The sequence below is a fragment of the Bacillus sp. S2(2024) genome (assembly GCF_050474045.1).
In the GTDB taxonomy this organism is placed as follows: domain Bacteria; phylum Bacillota; class Bacilli; order Bacillales; family Bacillaceae_G; genus Bacillus_A; species Bacillus_A yunxiaonensis.
The window spans coordinates 2,523,899-2,538,587 of sequence record NZ_JBFLUS010000003.1 but is presented as its reverse complement, the minus strand read 5'-3'; the positions used below and the strand labels follow the sequence as shown (position 1 = coordinate 2,538,587).

The 14,689-nt window shown below is 33.0% G+C and carries 17 protein-coding genes and 1 pseudogene; 14 read left to right on the top strand and 4 right to left on the bottom strand.

The features are described from left to right. The first annotated feature begins 237 nt into the window (after positions 1 to 237). Complete coding sequence (locus AB1284_RS12695; protein WP_429748934.1) at positions 238 to 909, top strand: HAD family hydrolase; 672 nt, start codon at positions 238 to 240, stop codon at positions 907 to 909. Positions 910 to 962: 53 nt separating this feature from the next. Beyond that, on the top strand, positions 963 to 1,463 hold the full coding sequence (locus AB1284_RS12690) for a GNAT family N-acetyltransferase (RefSeq protein ID WP_429748935.1): 501 nt from the start codon (positions 963 to 965) through the stop codon (positions 1,461 to 1,463). Positions 1,464 to 1,647: 184 nt separating this feature from the next. On the opposite strand, the gene AB1284_RS12685 is transcribed toward AB1284_RS12690, so the two are convergent. Beyond that, positions 1,648 to 2,004, bottom strand: coding sequence for a winged helix-turn-helix transcriptional regulator (locus AB1284_RS12685; RefSeq protein WP_429748937.1), 357 nt, complete (start codon positions 2,002 to 2,004; stop codon positions 1,648 to 1,650). A gap of 136 nt (positions 2,005 to 2,140) precedes the next feature. On the opposite strand from AB1284_RS12685, the gene AB1284_RS12680 reads away from it, so the two are divergent. The 3 genes from AB1284_RS12680 (at position 2,141) to AB1284_RS12670 (ending at position 4,713) form a co-directional block, all read left to right on the top strand. After that, the gene (locus AB1284_RS12680; RefSeq protein WP_429748939.1) at positions 2,141 to 3,160 is read left to right on the top strand and encodes a zinc-binding alcohol dehydrogenase family protein; all 1,020 of its coding nucleotides are present in this window, start codon (positions 2,141 to 2,143) and stop codon (positions 3,158 to 3,160) included. 309 nt (positions 3,161 to 3,469) lie between these two features. Further along, entirely contained in the window at positions 3,470 to 4,036 is a 567-nt protein-coding gene (locus tag AB1284_RS12675) for a hypothetical protein (RefSeq protein ID WP_429748940.1), read from the top strand. Between the two features lie 173 nt (positions 4,037 to 4,209). After that, positions 4,210 to 4,713, top strand: coding sequence for an N-acetyltransferase family protein (locus AB1284_RS12670; RefSeq protein ID WP_429748942.1), 504 nt, complete (start codon positions 4,210 to 4,212; stop codon positions 4,711 to 4,713). 156 nt (positions 4,714 to 4,869) lie between these two features. Here AB1284_RS12670 and AB1284_RS12665 read toward each other — a convergent pair whose 3' ends face one another. Next, a complete protein-coding gene (locus AB1284_RS12665; RefSeq protein WP_429748944.1) occupies positions 4,870 to 5,205 on the bottom strand; it encodes a hypothetical protein in 336 nt (111 codons plus the stop codon). 294 nt (positions 5,206 to 5,499) lie between these two features. Here AB1284_RS12665 and AB1284_RS12660 point away from each other — a divergent pair. The 4 genes and pseudogenes from AB1284_RS12660 to AB1284_RS12645 all read left to right on the top strand — a co-directional run bounded on the left by AB1284_RS12660 (position 5,500) and on the right by AB1284_RS12645 (position 8,770). After that, positions 5,500 to 6,053 (top strand): annotated as a pseudogene (locus AB1284_RS12660) (GNAT family N-acetyltransferase). A gap of 58 nt (positions 6,054 to 6,111) precedes the next feature. Then, the gene (locus tag AB1284_RS12655; protein ID WP_429748946.1) at positions 6,112 to 6,540 is read left to right on the top strand and encodes a YkvA family protein; all 429 of its coding nucleotides are present in this window, start codon (positions 6,112 to 6,114) and stop codon (positions 6,538 to 6,540) included. A 492-nt stretch (positions 6,541 to 7,032) separates the two neighbouring features. Next, on the top strand, positions 7,033 to 7,926 hold the full coding sequence (locus tag AB1284_RS12650; protein WP_429748947.1) for a mechanosensitive ion channel family protein: 894 nt from the start codon (positions 7,033 to 7,035) through the stop codon (positions 7,924 to 7,926). A gap of 478 nt (positions 7,927 to 8,404) precedes the next feature. Next, positions 8,405 to 8,770, top strand: coding sequence for a hypothetical protein (locus tag AB1284_RS12645; protein WP_429748949.1), 366 nt, complete (start codon positions 8,405 to 8,407; stop codon positions 8,768 to 8,770). Positions 8,771 to 9,082: 312 nt separating this feature from the next. On the opposite strand, the gene AB1284_RS12640 is transcribed toward AB1284_RS12645, so the two are convergent. Continuing rightward, positions 9,083 to 10,462, bottom strand: coding sequence for an aldehyde dehydrogenase (locus AB1284_RS12640; protein WP_429748951.1), 1,380 nt, complete (start codon positions 10,460 to 10,462; stop codon positions 9,083 to 9,085). 834 nt (positions 10,463 to 11,296) lie between these two features. Between AB1284_RS12640 and AB1284_RS12635 the strand changes: the two genes are divergently transcribed. Both AB1284_RS12635 and AB1284_RS12630 read left to right on the top strand, forming a co-directional pair. Continuing rightward, the gene (locus AB1284_RS12635) at positions 11,297 to 11,461 is read left to right on the top strand and encodes an alpha/beta fold hydrolase (RefSeq protein ID WP_429748953.1); all 165 of its coding nucleotides are present in this window, start codon (positions 11,297 to 11,299) and stop codon (positions 11,459 to 11,461) included. A gap of 93 nt (positions 11,462 to 11,554) precedes the next feature. Next, a complete protein-coding gene (locus tag AB1284_RS12630; RefSeq protein WP_429748955.1) occupies positions 11,555 to 11,731 on the top strand; it encodes a hypothetical protein in 177 nt (58 codons plus the stop codon). Positions 11,732 to 11,804: 73 nt separating this feature from the next. On the opposite strand, the gene AB1284_RS12625 is transcribed toward AB1284_RS12630, so the two are convergent. Beyond that, positions 11,805 to 12,143: a YmzC family protein gene (locus AB1284_RS12625; protein ID WP_429748956.1), complete on the bottom strand. Its 339-nt coding sequence runs from the start codon at positions 12,141 to 12,143 to the stop codon at positions 11,805 to 11,807. A gap of 451 nt (positions 12,144 to 12,594) precedes the next feature. On the opposite strand from AB1284_RS12625, the gene AB1284_RS12620 reads away from it, so the two are divergent. The 3 genes from AB1284_RS12620 (at position 12,595) to AB1284_RS12610 (ending at position 14,651) form a co-directional block, all read left to right on the top strand. Beyond that, on the top strand, positions 12,595 to 13,170 hold the full coding sequence (locus AB1284_RS12620; protein ID WP_429748958.1) for a TlpA family protein disulfide reductase: 576 nt from the start codon (positions 12,595 to 12,597) through the stop codon (positions 13,168 to 13,170). A 164-nt stretch (positions 13,171 to 13,334) separates the two neighbouring features. Then, positions 13,335 to 14,225, top strand: coding sequence for a 3'-5' exonuclease (locus AB1284_RS12615; RefSeq protein ID WP_429748960.1), 891 nt, complete (start codon positions 13,335 to 13,337; stop codon positions 14,223 to 14,225). A gap of 282 nt (positions 14,226 to 14,507) precedes the next feature. Continuing rightward, positions 14,508 to 14,651 carry an FbpB family small basic protein gene (locus AB1284_RS12610; protein ID WP_098309921.1) on the top strand — a complete coding sequence of 48 codons (144 nt, stop codon included), beginning with the start codon at positions 14,508 to 14,510 and terminating at the stop codon, positions 14,649 to 14,651. The last annotated feature ends 38 nt before the right edge of the window (positions 14,652 to 14,689 follow it).

The window sequence follows — 14,689 nt, the reverse complement described above, 5'->3', positions numbered from 1 at the left end:
AATTATAGGAAGCTGATATAATGCAGCTTCCTATTTCAATTTAATTTTGTATGGGTGTATGCTTGATTTTCTAAAATATATTCCAATCAGAGAAATAATGATTAAGGCAACCATAAAAGGCCAAAAGATTCTCTAATTTGGGAGATTCTTAGAAAAGCGGATAAATGGGGCCAGAATACAGGATGGATTTCTCAAAAATCAGATGCGTAACAATCGCTTAAGTAGGGGGACGAAAGAATGGTTAAAGCTGTAATTTTCGATTTAGATGGAACTCTATTAGATAGAGATAGTTCTCTTAAACTCTTCATTAAAGATCAATATAAGAGGTACATCAATGAACTAAAACATATACCTGAAGAGTTATATGTAAATCGATTTATTGAATTAGACAATAAGGGCTATGTTTGGAAAGATAAAGTATATAAGCAATTATTCCAAGAATATGTTATCTCTAGTTTAACTTGGGAGCAGCTGTTAGAGGATTACATAAGCAATTTTCAACATCACTGTATTCCTTTTTCTAACATGGAGCACGTATTACAAGAGCTTAAAAATAGAGGGATATTATTAGGTATGATTACAAATGGATTCACTGAATTCCAGCTACTGAATATTCGTGCTCTAGGGATTGATAAGTATATGGATGTCATATTAGTTTCAGAGCAAGAAGGGCTTAAAAAACCTCAAGCTGAAATCTTCCTAAGAGCTATAGAAAGATTAGGTATTACTCCTGAAGAAAGTGTGTACGTAGGCGATCATCCAGAGAATGATGTAATAGGAGCTCGGAATGTGGGAATGCATGCAATATGGAAGAAGGATGTATTTTGGGGAAATCAGTTTACAGATGAACATGTAATTGATGATTTAAGAGAGTTATTATCCATAGTTAATACACTTCAAAGAGTTTAGGGAATTTAATCACGAAACACTTATCAAATTCTTTAAAGTAAGGGGAGAAAAATTTGAGTTATATTATTCGGCAAATGAATAGTAGCGATGCAGAGGAAGTAAAGAAAATAGCAAAAATAACTTGGCAGAATGCATATGGACATATCCTTCCTTTAGATATTCAAGAAAAGACATTGGAAGAAGCTTATTCTCTTGAGACGATGCAATACAGATTTGATAATTCTATAATGCTAGTCGCGCAGGAAGAAAGAAGGATAATTGGTTATGCTTTTTTCTCTAAGAAACAAGAAAACGGGGAAGCATTGTTAGAATCGATTTACATACATCCTAATCATCAAAATAAAGGGATCGGATCAAAGTTAATGCAGGAAGGGACACGAATGCTGCAGCCATTAAATAAACTATCGCTACATGTCTTAAAAGGAAATGAAAGTAGTTTATTGTTTTACAGGTCAAAGGGATTTCAAGTTGAAAAGGAATTTAATCATAAATTCCGAGAATTCCCAGTTACCTTTATTAGAATGTCCTTAGAATTGAAGCAATTAAACAAATAGCTATACTTAATTATTATTACTAGAGAACTGTGAAAATGTCATTTGATAAATAATAGGAAGCTGACGTAATTTAGCTTCCTATTATTTATCAATTTCGTATTGTGACCCAATATAATTCACAGCTGGTATGTGCTGAAAAATAATTATGTCATTGCAAGAAAACATGTGGGTTAAACAGTTATTATTATAGTGTTTCTGATTTTTCCGCTAACCTTGACTTGTACATTTTTCCCCAATTCCTCATTTGGACAATAATCGGCTCTAGCGTTCTTCCGAAATCAGTTAAAGAATATTCTACTTTAGGGGGAACCTCTGGGTAAACTTTTCTATGTACAATTCCGTCATTTTCTAGTTCGCTTAATTGTAAAGATAACACTCGTTGTGTAATGCCGGGGATTAATCTTCGTAACTCATTGAATCGCTTTTTTTCATCTAATAGATGATACAAAATAACACCTTTCCATTTTCCGCCGATAACATCAAGTGTTATTTCAACAGGACACCCCTCCTGGCAACCATAACCGCTTTTTCTATTCCTCATAAAGACAGCACTCCATAGTAATAATAATAGTAACACTAATGATACTATACTACATTAATGTGCCTTCTTACATAATTTAATGTTGCAATTTATAATGCAAGGAGAAGACAAATTTCATTAAATGGAGGAAATGAACATGAAAGCAATTGGCTTATTAGAATATCTACCTATCGAAAATGAGAATAGTTTGATTGATATTGAATTGCCAAGACCTATGCCAAAAGGAAGAGACTTACTCGTTAAAATCCATGCCATTTCTGTTAATCCCGTTGATACAAAAGTTCGAGCGCCAAAAGATAAAAAAGAAGAAGAGCCGAAAATACTTGGATGGGATGCTAGTGGTGTTGTTGTAGAAGTTGGGGAAGATTGTACGCTGTTTCAACCGGGTGATGAAGTTTTTTATGCAGGGAGTATTACAAGACCTGGTACATATAGTGAATATCATGTAGTAGATGAAAGAATTGTTGGAACAAAACCGAAAAATTTAACTCACGCACAATCAGCTGCTGTACCTTTAACAGCTATTACAGCGTGGGAAGGAATGTTTGAACGTTTAGCAATTGATTTTAATAATAAGGAAAAGAACAAATCAAAAAATATTTTAATCATTGGCGGTGCAGGTGGTGTTGGTTCTATTGCGATACAATTAGCAAAATGGGCGGGTCTTAACGTCATTACAACAGCCTCTCGAAATGAAACGAAAGATTGGGTGAAAAGCTTAGGTGCTGATTATGTAATCAATCACCATAAATCATTTAAAGAACAATTGTCACAGATTGAAATAGAAGAAGTTGATTACATTTTTTGCTTAAATAATACGGATCAACATTGGAATGGTATGGCAGAAGTAATCAAACCACAAGGAGGGATTTGTTCGATTGTAGAAAATGAGAAACCATTAGCATTAGGTTTATTAAAAAGTAAAAGTGCTACATTTGTTTGGGAATTCATGTTTACACGACCTATGTTCTATACAGAAGATATGATTAACCAACACCTTTTATTAAATCAAGTGAGTGAATTGCTTGAGCAAAATACGATTAAAACAACATTAAACGAGACATTATCGCCAATTCACGCTGCTAATATTAGAAAAGCGCATGCGATGATTGAAACAGGAAGTACGATCGGAAAAATTGTATTAGAAACATTTTAAAACTATAAATGAATAGTGATATATGGAAAATGGAGCTGTATGTATTATGGCTCCATTTTTTAATGGATTAAAAATTATTATGTTTATCCTCTTCAAAAATAAACGGCCTGTTCTTTTCTAATTTCATAAGATTCCTCATATATATATTATTTCACAGAAAACATCTTGTAAGTAATATTGAATCGCTGTAGAAGAGTGAGTTGCTTCACTTTCAAAATTTTTATGGCAGTAAGGAAGGAAAACGATGGAGCGATGTGAAAGAGCGTTATAAGGGGTGAAATTTACATATATCAAGCGGGAGGGAATTGTATGTATATTCTTATTGGGATTGGAATTTTAATTGTGATCCTTGTCTTTTTATTAGCAGAAAAATTCGCTCCAAACTCGGTTATGATGGTAAGTTTTCAAGGGAAACAACTGGAAAAATTTCTTCTAGGACTTACGATTATTTCTATTTTTTGTATAGCTTACGGGATATATCATAAAATGACATACAAACTCCCGTTTATTGATATTACAGTAAACAATGAGAAACATACTATTTTTGGAAACGTTGGAGAGTTAGGGTATTATTCGGATACATTGATTAAAAAAGGGCAAGAAACGCAAATGTATATAGTACTTTGGAAAGATATTCACCCAGCAGATGTTCGAATGTTCATTACGTATCCATCTGGAAAAGAAGAAGTTTGGGAACCTAAAATGTCTTTGCTTACGGCTAGATCTATACAAGACTTGAATCAGAAATTTAAAATAAAAGAAATTTATGAAGTGTCTCCTTATACGTTTAAAGAAGCAGGGGATGTAAAAGTAACTTTAAAAAATGGAGCGAATGTGATTGGAAGTATGCCTGTGAAAGTGAAAGAATCAAAATAATGATTCTTGAATTAACTATGTATACAATTTGACTCTTTTTATGCCGCGTTTTCTTTTTAACGGGAGTCAGTGAACTTACTGTCGAATTTACAGGAAATAAAGAATGCAAACGTACAGTGTTGCGAAGGGAGCTAAAATTAAGGAGAAATAGAAATAAGAAAGAGGGGGTTGGATTGTTCATAAGAGAGGCAACAGAAAAAGACGCAGAAGGCATTTTACATATTCGCAAAAGTATTATCTCTCAAAATAAATTTTTTCTTGCTACAAGTGAAGAATTTCATGTAGATATTGAAATGCAGAAACAGAAAACCATTACAAATAGTCAACAAGGCGGTGTAACATTTGTTGCAGAAGACGGTGAGCGTATTATTGGTTTTTTAGTGTTTACAAGAAACTCAATGAAGCGCTTAAATCACACCGGCTCATTTGGAGTAGGGATTTTAGATAATTATCGTAATCAAGGTGTAGGAACAAAAATGCTTTTACAATTAATAGATTGGACAAAAACTCAAGATGGCATAGAAAAAATTTGTTTAGGTGTTATATCAACAAATGAACGGGCGATAAACGTTTATGAAAAAATAGGTTTCAAAGAAGAAGGTAGAGAGAAAAAACAGATTAAATTTGAGAACGGACAATATGCAGATAATGTTATGATGGCTTTGTATTTGCAATAACTCCAAAACGTAATAAAATTGCAGCGGATTTCTCCAATGCAATTTTTATTTTATGTTTAATTTGCTTTTACTTTAAAACTTAAGGAAGATCCCCCCCGTAGTTCATTACCGTTACCTATATACTATTGAAATAATACATCGTATTGGTAAGGATTTTTACTTATCAGCTTTTACTAAAAAGATAGAAATAAGGTAGATGATTAGAAGAATAATATATAAATTCCAAATACTTGGAATTGCAGCAATGCCTAAATAGATAGTAGCCGGTAACAGCCATGTGAAAAAAATACTCATTAAAGTTAGCCTTCTCATCATTATTAATGCAACCAATGCTAAACAAGAAGGAAGTAATAGCATAATGAAAACACTAAAAATAGTTTGTTGATTGGGTGGTTCCGCAGTATAAGGGTTAAGATAAAGGAAAATTATCGAAAGCGAAAAAATACCTACAGACGAAATTCCTCCAGTATAATTACTGATACGATTTTTCACAACTATAATCACCTCTGCATAACAAATAGATTCCTTTTTTATCCTTATTAACTGTATCCGTATTATTTATAAAAGGTCTTTGAGGTCACATTTTTAGACTCATTGTATTACATTCTCTGTGGTTATATTAACGTACGTTCTTTTTTAATAATACATTCCACTATACCAATATATATTCCTTTCGTTTTCTTATTAATTGTTTTTAGAGGATACGTTTTGTTATTACTTGAATTATCATGCAAATAAAAAGGGTTTTGATATAATAAATGAAAAACAGAATAAAGGAGAATTTCAATGACATTCCCAGTTCTAGAAACCGACCGTCTAAGTTTAGTTGAGATAAACCAATCATATAGCCAAAATATATATGATATCTTTTCACTTGAAGAGGTAACGCGTTACTATGGCATGAATTGTTTTAAAGAGATAGAACAGGCAGCTAGAATGATTGATTCTTTTGCGAAAAATTTTCAAGAAAAGCGTGCGATTCGCTGGGGAATCGTTGTGAAGGAAACGGGTGATTTTGTCGGTACAGTAGGATTTAATAATCTGCAACTTTGGAGTAAACGAGCTGAAATTGGTTACGATATTCATCCTTCTTTTTGGAGAAAAGGGTATGCATTTGACGCTGTTAAAGCAGTTTTAGAATATGGTTTTCAAGAGTTAGATTTGTTTCGTATTGGAGCTATTACCTATCCTGAAAATGAGGCATCATCTCATTTATTATTGAAAATAGGTTTTCAGAAAGAAGGATTATTGAGAGGCTACATTTATCAAGGGAGCAATCAAATGATGCTTTAGTTTATGCCATTTTGAAAACAGATTGGGAGGAAGAAGGTAACCTCTAATATTATTCCTTTTTGCAGAATAGAAAACTATAAAAAAATGAAATGAAGAGGAGATATTTTGAGTCAGAATAAACGAGTACAAACAGAAAAAGGGCTATCAACTATACAGAAAATGAAAAAATGGGCTAAAAACTTAAAGAAACAACTTTTTGTGCTGTATTTGGCATATCGAGATGAAAGAGTCCCTTGGTATGCTAAGTTATTTACAATATTTGTTGTTGCCTATGCTTTCAGCCCTATTGACTTAATTCCGGATTTCATTCCAATCTTAGGGTATCTTGACGATCTCATTCTTGTTCCTTTAGGCGTTTACTTGGCGTTAAAGCTTATTCCTGAAGAAGTATTAGAGGATTGTAAAAGGAAAATAGAAGGACAATCATCTATGAATAAACCTAAGAATTGGATAACAGGATTTCTTATTATTAGTATTTGGCTAATTATTTTTATATGGATTGGAAAACTTGTTTTATCATATACGAATCATTAATGGGTTATGAGTGGGCTATGTTCACTATAACAATGGTGGTTGGGAAGCAACATCATGAAAAATTCGCAATTGAAGTAGGAAACATATTTCAAGAACATATTTAGCTGATCTTGAAACACAAGTAAGACAGCAGAGGTTACGTATTATCAAATAAGTATTATAGTGAACAAAAAAACGAGGACTTTGTTTAAATGAAGTGTCCTCGTTTTTTGTTGATTCCTTGTTACGAATAGATTTAATTAGATATTTACCACGAGTAAATATTACTTATGTGGATTTGAAATAAAGTCGTACCGTTTATAAAAAATTGCACCTTTATACCCCTTTAGATAATCTAAAGGGGTATATTTATAGTAAAAAGAAAAGAACATCTGGAATTAAAAGATCGATTAAGGAACTGTTGAGTGACAAAAATTTGTTTCGTTAAAGGTTCATATTGTTGAAAATGAACTGTGAATAAAAATCAAAATACATAGTTAAGGAAGTGGATGGATGAATTTATTGACTGTTACTGAGGAATTTTTTAATTATGTAAGGGAGTTTTTACTTTTAAGATTTATACTATTTGCTTTGGTTCTCATGGCTTTTTCCTTTGTCATAAACCGTATTATTGATTGGTTCTTTAGGAAGTCAAGCTTTTTTGATGAAGAAGTAGAACAGACGATTCAAAGTGTAATTCGCTCAATTTTAAGGTACGGAATTTTAATCAGTCTTGCTTTTTATCTAATTAGTCAATTTGTAGATATAAAAGGTATTCTTACAGGTGCAGGGATTGCCGGAGTTGTCATCGGTTTTGCTGCACAACAGATGCTAAAAGATGTTATATTAGGGTTCGCAAGATTAACGGACAAAGAGTTTCGTGTCGGTGATTTTGTTACTTTTAACGGAATAAGTTCAGGTACCATTGAGGAAATCGGTATTCGCTTTATGCAAATTCGTGAATGGTCGGGAAAACTCCTTACCATCCCACATGGAGAGATTAGAACGATACAAAATTTTAACAAAGGCTGGATGCGGGTTCTTGAACGGATTACGGTAAGTTATCAGGAAGATCCTACAAGAATAAAGGAATTGTTAGAAAAAGTATGTGTTGTCTGCAATGAAAAATTGGAACAAAGCCTATATAGGATAGGGGACGAGGCTGTTGAATCATTTCAATATGTTGGTGTTACAGACTTAAATCCAAATCTTAAATATGTTGGGTATGAATTTTGTATTGTAGGTTTGGTTAAACCTGAGGAGTACTTTGAAACCTCCAGGCAAGTAAGGTTTGAACTAATGTCTATATTCCATGAGAATCAAGTACAAATGCCAGCAGTGAATATGTTCGTTCATACTGAAAAATTACAGGAGATTCCTGGAGAGCAACTTTCACGAAGCAGGTAAAGAAAACTAGCTGATTGGAGAACCTAAGTCAGTTCATGAGGTGTGATTGGAAATTATATTTAGAATTTGGGTTTGTAGACCGGTATATTTCGATGAGCTTAAGGGGGGAAACAATTCCTCCTAAAAAAGTAACTTCCGCACTCGGGCGCAATTCTGTAGCATGAATCGTGCTTATTCTTTATGTATCGGGACAAATTCTTGAATAACTAATTGTGGAAAAAATAGCAATTTGAGATGGTGCGTTAGTGAAATAAGGAACATTATGTTAAGTGACAAAAAGTTGTTTAATTCCTATTGGACTAACTGACAGGTTAGTTGAAGAGTGTTAGTTAACTTGTGTTCAACAATTGGGCCAGTTTGTTGAGAATCTCGCTCAAAGAGTGTTGGTTATTTATGTTAAAATATTGCGAGTGAAATCAGGTTCTTAACGATTTTATCAAGCAAAATAATTCAGAAACGAAGAAGGGACAGTACTAACATGGAAGACATATCAAATGTAGATAAATTAGAGTCAATAAAATCTTTACAATCGACAATCAGTAAACTCGAAAATGCCTTGTCACAGATGACTCAGAAAGGCGCAAATACTACCTTAGTAAAGAAACGACTCAAAGCTGTTTGCATCGGCTTAGCAATGCTAGAAAACGTTTGGAATCAAAGACCCCATCATTACACCCAGGAAGATTTAACAGAAGCTCGCAATGTTCTTACTGGTTTGCTTCCATCAATTGAGAACATTTATGTTAAGTCAAAGGCTGGTAGTCCCCAAAGAACGCTTTTAGAAAGAAGAATAAAAGCGTTGAAACTAGCTATTCAAGTGATTGACAATCTTTCTAATAAATAACTTATCTAACTAAATAGAGTAACGGGTGCTTTAGTTCAATAAGAATTAAACAACTTTATTATTGATTTTTGAGTGCCAATACTTTTATATAATCCAATAATACCATGAGGAAGTCATTAAAAACCTACATAAAAAGTCGAATACGCTAAAACCACAAAAGGCATCTGCTGTTTCTCAGTGGATGCCTTTTTAGTATTAAGAATGTGGGGACAGGTTTCATAAATAATAATGGCAATAGTTAAATTATGTATCCCACTCCTATTTTACTTTTGGTTTCCATACCCCATGTTCAGTAAACAATTTCTTTCTTAATTATTTAAAAATCTTCCGCAAAATTTTAATTTTGTTCTTATACGGTGGAAATACAAGCTCTAAATCTATCTTTGAGCTTTTCTTTAAAATGCTTTTACGATGTGTAAAAGTATCAAAACTATGTTTTCCATGATAAGCACCGAACCCTGCATTTCCTACTCCACCAAAAGGCAAGTGGAGATTAGCCATATGTGACATTGTATCATTGACGCATCCTCCCCCAAAAGAAATTCGTCCTAATACCTGTTTTTCAACGTTTTTATTTTCAGTAAACACATACAAGGCTAACGGTTTGGGATGATTATTAACCATATGAATGACCGCATCTAAATCATTGTACTCCATAATCGGTAAAATCGGTCCGAAAATTTCTTCTTTCATAGCTGCATTATCCCATGATTTTACTTCAAGAAGTGTTGGTTGAATATATAAATGACTTCTAGATGAATTCCCACTAAATATTATATAATTTTGATCTTGTTCTAATATAGAAATAAGTCTATCGAATTGTCTCTCATTGACAATTCGACCATAATCATTGCTTTTTGATACATCTGATCCATAAAAGCTTGTGATGATTTCTTTCATTTTTGAAATCAGTTTTTCCTTGATAGATTTGTGTGCAATAACATAATCAGGTGCAATACAGGATTGCCCAGCATTTATGAATTTTCCCCAGATAATACGTTTGGCTGCTATATCGAGGTTAGCTGTTTCATCGACAATAGCTGGTCCTTTTCCACCAAGTTCTAATGTTACTGGTACAAGATTTTTTGCCGCAGCTTCCATGACAATTTTTCCAACTTGAACGCTGCCAGTAAAAAAGATATAGTCAAATGGCGCATGAATCAATAAAGAAGTTGTTTCTCTATCTCCTTCAATTACACGAATATATTGCTTATCAAACGTTTCACTTATTATTTTGTTAATTACAGCTGAAACATTTGGTGCATTTTCTGAAGGTTTGAGGACTACACAATTTCCTGCCGCAATTGCCCTAATAAGAGGTTCCATTAATGATTGGAATGGATAATTAAAAGGTCCAATAATTAGCACTGTACCATATGGCTCTTTTATTATGTAACTTTTGGAAGGTACAAAATGAATAGGTGTTTTTACTTTTTGAGGTTTCATCCACTGTTTTAGGTATTTCATAATAAAGTTGATACTGTTAAATGCGAAACCAATTTCTGCAGCATATGCTTCAAACTCGCTTTTGTGTAAATCTTGATATAATGCGCTCAGCAATTGGTTCTCATATTTTTGAATAGAATTCTTTAATTTTTCTAACTTTTCAAGACAGAATTGAAGACTTCTTGTATAATCATTATGGAAAAATTGTCTATGCTCTTGAATGAGTTGTTGAATATTATCAACCATTAGGGAAATCCCTCCAATAGCAAGTGAGTAAAACTTGGATCATCATACTATTATTTTCTATGTTCATCATCTCCATAGTCTCTCATATTATAGGAATCCTCAAGCTTAATGTACTTATTTGTATATCTTTTCAATCCAATTGATGAAAAGATATTGCGTACTTATTTCAATAACCATTAAGAAGATGTGAAATGAGTGATCATACATAACAAAAAGATACAATGCACTAAATGGTACGCTTAAAAGAATACTGCCGTATTTATTTTTAGTAAAGAAGTAAATAGCTGCTCCGCAAATCATTCCGATAAACAATGATTCCAGAGCTATAAATAGAATGGAGTCTCTGTAGTAGAAATCTAATATGTAAGTAAATTGGCCTGGAAAGTTTGCGTGAAAAATCCAAAGTAAGATAATCCATATATTTATAGTAATAATAAAATCTTTTCCGAAATGTACGGTTATAAATGTTCTCCAGCTGCGATACTGTAAAACTCTTACAGTTCTTATTACGAGAAATATAAGAGCGAAGAATCCAGCCCAAATAATCAGTATTTGTGTGATTTCTGAAATAGTAATCACTCCTTTTGGGTATATGTCACGCATCTAACGATTGCTATTGCTTTAATGAACATCATGGTTTGAAGTAATTTGTACATGTTTCTTGAAAGCGACTCTCATTTTACAAAAAATGTATTCGATAGATGGGATAATCTTTCCTGCTCTAATCATGTATTGAAATATGAGTAAATACGAAAGAATAAAATGAATATTCGCTCATTTATGGTAATATATTGTATAATTTGTAATATAGAACTGCTAAGGGAGAAAATTAGGATGCATGAACATTTTGTAAGGGTTGTAGGAAATGGTCAGCCAATTATCTTTTTGCCAGGAACAGGTTGGTCAGGTGATATAGGATTGCATATAGCTGATTCTGTAAAAGATTCTTACCAAGTGCATATGATTGATTTGCCTGGTATTGGACAAAGTCAAAGTTAGGAAAGATTTTTAATGAATTAGGCTAAAACGAATCTGTTTTTGATAGATTGGGAGCAAGTACATAATTTTATAAACGGAGGGGGAGAAAGCGGTATGTCGACAAACAGAAAAATTGGTGTAAGTTGTTTATTGCTAAGCAGCTGTGCGGCACTAAGTAGTTTCTTATTAAAAGGTATCCTTCCTTATTCAGGGATTATTGGCTGGACGTTATCTGTTGTTTTTATTTTATCAGCTGCTCATTTCATCGGGAAGGATGTAAGTGGGTCGTAACTTGTATTTTTCTATCTTAGATTTACACCTATATAAAAAAGAGATCATTACTCGACCCCCTTTTTGTATACTTCTATTTACTTCGATTTAATTGATATACATATATGGAGGAGTTTTCAAGGTTGAATTCTTTTACTTGGGTTATTTTGTTTGTTTTTGGATTGTATGTAAAGATTTTGACTGTATTGTAACCGCCGCTGCTAGGATCAGTGTTTCTAACAACGAATGTATTCTCTCTAATTTGTGTCATATTGTCTTTGTCATATAATTCGTTATTTGTAGGTGGAACGTTTTGATGGCTTGAAGAAGTCTTAATTACTTTGAGTCCGCTTGAAAATAATATAACGATGATGAGTATAACGAGACATATTCTTATTAATCGTAATTCTTTAGCAATCGTTTGCTCCTCCATAGGGTTCATTCCTCCTACTTTTTGAATATATTAGACTATATACGTTTAAGTACAAATAAATGAACAGTAGTGATAACAAACAAAAAGATCACTAATGTCTTGTTTATACTAATTGTATTTCACATGGAATTTTGTCATGCTGCGTATGAAAGATATCATTTATTAATTTGTATGATATTGCTTTGGAAATAAGTCTCCGTATGTAATGAAATACGATGTTTTTTCATAAAATTGCACTAGAAAATATCTGTTTTCTCTTATTATGAGGGTTGTAAACTTAAGCTTTTCTCATTTATACAATGAATAAATAGGGAATTTATGTATTTTGATAAAAATATGCTTTTCTTTCCATAGAGAATATTTCCATCTTTGTCCGTATAAGCTAAAATAAAGTAAAACTTTCATCAGTGAGGATCTTGGGGATAAAGATAAAATATAAGGAATGGTGCATATGTGGCGGAAAATATCTATTGTTGTTGTGTTAGTATGTTTAGCTGGTTATGCAATATATGAGCAGTTTGGAAAAGAGAAAGCACAAGTAACAGACAATCAAAAGCAAAGTACAGAGAATGTAAAAGAAGCAATTGCACAAAATGGCATTGAAATTGGAAAAATAGCGCCTGATTTTGAATTGTCCAAGCTTGATGGTACAAAGGTGAAGCTTTCTGATTTAAAAGGTAAGAAAGTTATTGTGAATTTTTGGGCAACGTGGTGTGGTCCATGTCAGCAAGAAATGCCGGATGTACAGGCATTTTATGATAAGTATCAGAAAGATGTAGAAGTATTGGCGGTGAATTATACAGCGTCAGAAGGGGCTGAAGGAAAAGCGAAGGTCCAAAAATTTGCACAAGAGAAAGGGCTTACTTTTCCGATTCTTCTTGATACAGATATAAAAGTAACGACTACTTATAAAGTTATTACAATTCCAACTTCATATTTTATTGATACAAAAGGAGTTATCCAGGATAAATTTATCGGACCAATGACGGTGAAGGAAATGGAGAAAAGAGTCGCGAAATTAAAATAAAGTGAAACTTCCATCCGCGTGGGGGGATAACTGCCCGCGAATAGCGGAATAAAAGATGAAAATAGGAATGGTATATGTGCCATTCCTATTTTCTATTTAAAGGCTAATTGAGCTTCTTTCATTACGTTAAGTTATAATATAAATAAAAAGCTAAGGAGAAGATTATGGGGAATTTCACAGGTGATTATGTTGTAATTGATTTTGAAACAACAGGATTTAACCCTTATCAAGATAATATTATTCAAATGGCTGCGATTCGGTATCGAAATCATATATGTACCGATCAATTTGTTTCGTATGTGAATCCAGAGAAGATGATTCCGAGCCGTATTACAATGTTGACAGGTATTCGGAATTTTGATGTTGCAAGTGCTCCGACAATTGATATAGTTTTACCCGAATTTATTGCATTTATTGGAGAAGATACGATTATTGCTCATAATGCTTCTTTTGATATGAGGTTTTTAAAGAGTAATATGGAACAATTAGGACTCGGCACACCAAAAAATATAGTGCTGGATACACTTAGTTTAGCAAAACGATATATAAAACATGTACCAAATCATAAATTAGAAACATTGAAACGATTTTTACATATTCAAGTACGCTCTCATAATGCATTAGATGATTGTTTCACTTGCGCTGCCGTATATCAAAAATGTGTAGAAGAGAAGAATGGAAAAGAAAAGAAGGTGATTTCTCAAGGTTTAACAAAGGAAGAAGAAAGAGCCTTTGAAATCATAAAAGAAATATTGGAAATGCATAACAAAGACACAACAGTTATTCGCCATGCTTGTGTCGGGAATTATTTGGATATCAAAGCCCTTTATTCATTTGTAAGAATCAAACTAAAGGGAAGAAAAAAATACGTATTAACGAATAAAGAGCAAGAGGAAATAGTAGCTGTGTATCCAACTGTTATATGTGAACCTGCTACAAAAAGTGAATTAGGTGTTACAAGAATTATGATTGATCAGCCTGAGGATTTGGTTGCTTTTGAAGTACTCATTCTTGCCGCGTATGAGGAGGGAATGAAGACTTTGCAGCGTTCATAAAATGAAACTTCTGCAAGTGTGGGCATCCCACACTTGTTTTCTTTGTTTTCTTTGTTTTTTAAAACTTTATCCTGCATGAACGAGCGGTAAGATTCCTACTGATGGAAGTTGCACTTTATTGCCTATGAATAGCAAGATAAGTGCAAAGGTTGTTTACAATACTTCAGTTTATATTGTGGTTAAATGGATTAATTATGCTAAAAATAAAATTTTCACATAAATCTGATTAGGGAGTTTTTTAACTGTTCATACTAGTAACACGAAAGAGAAAGGGTGAACAGTATGAGAAGAAATCGACGGAGAACGTTTGAAGAACTTGTGATGGAAAATAAGCGGCAGCTACTTAATGATCGTGATGCAATTGAACGGATTGAAGAAAAATTAGAGAAGCGATTTGAAACGCGTATTTTCAAGCAGGCTGAATAATTCTTATAGCTAGTATAATACTAGTTGTAAGGAGGCGA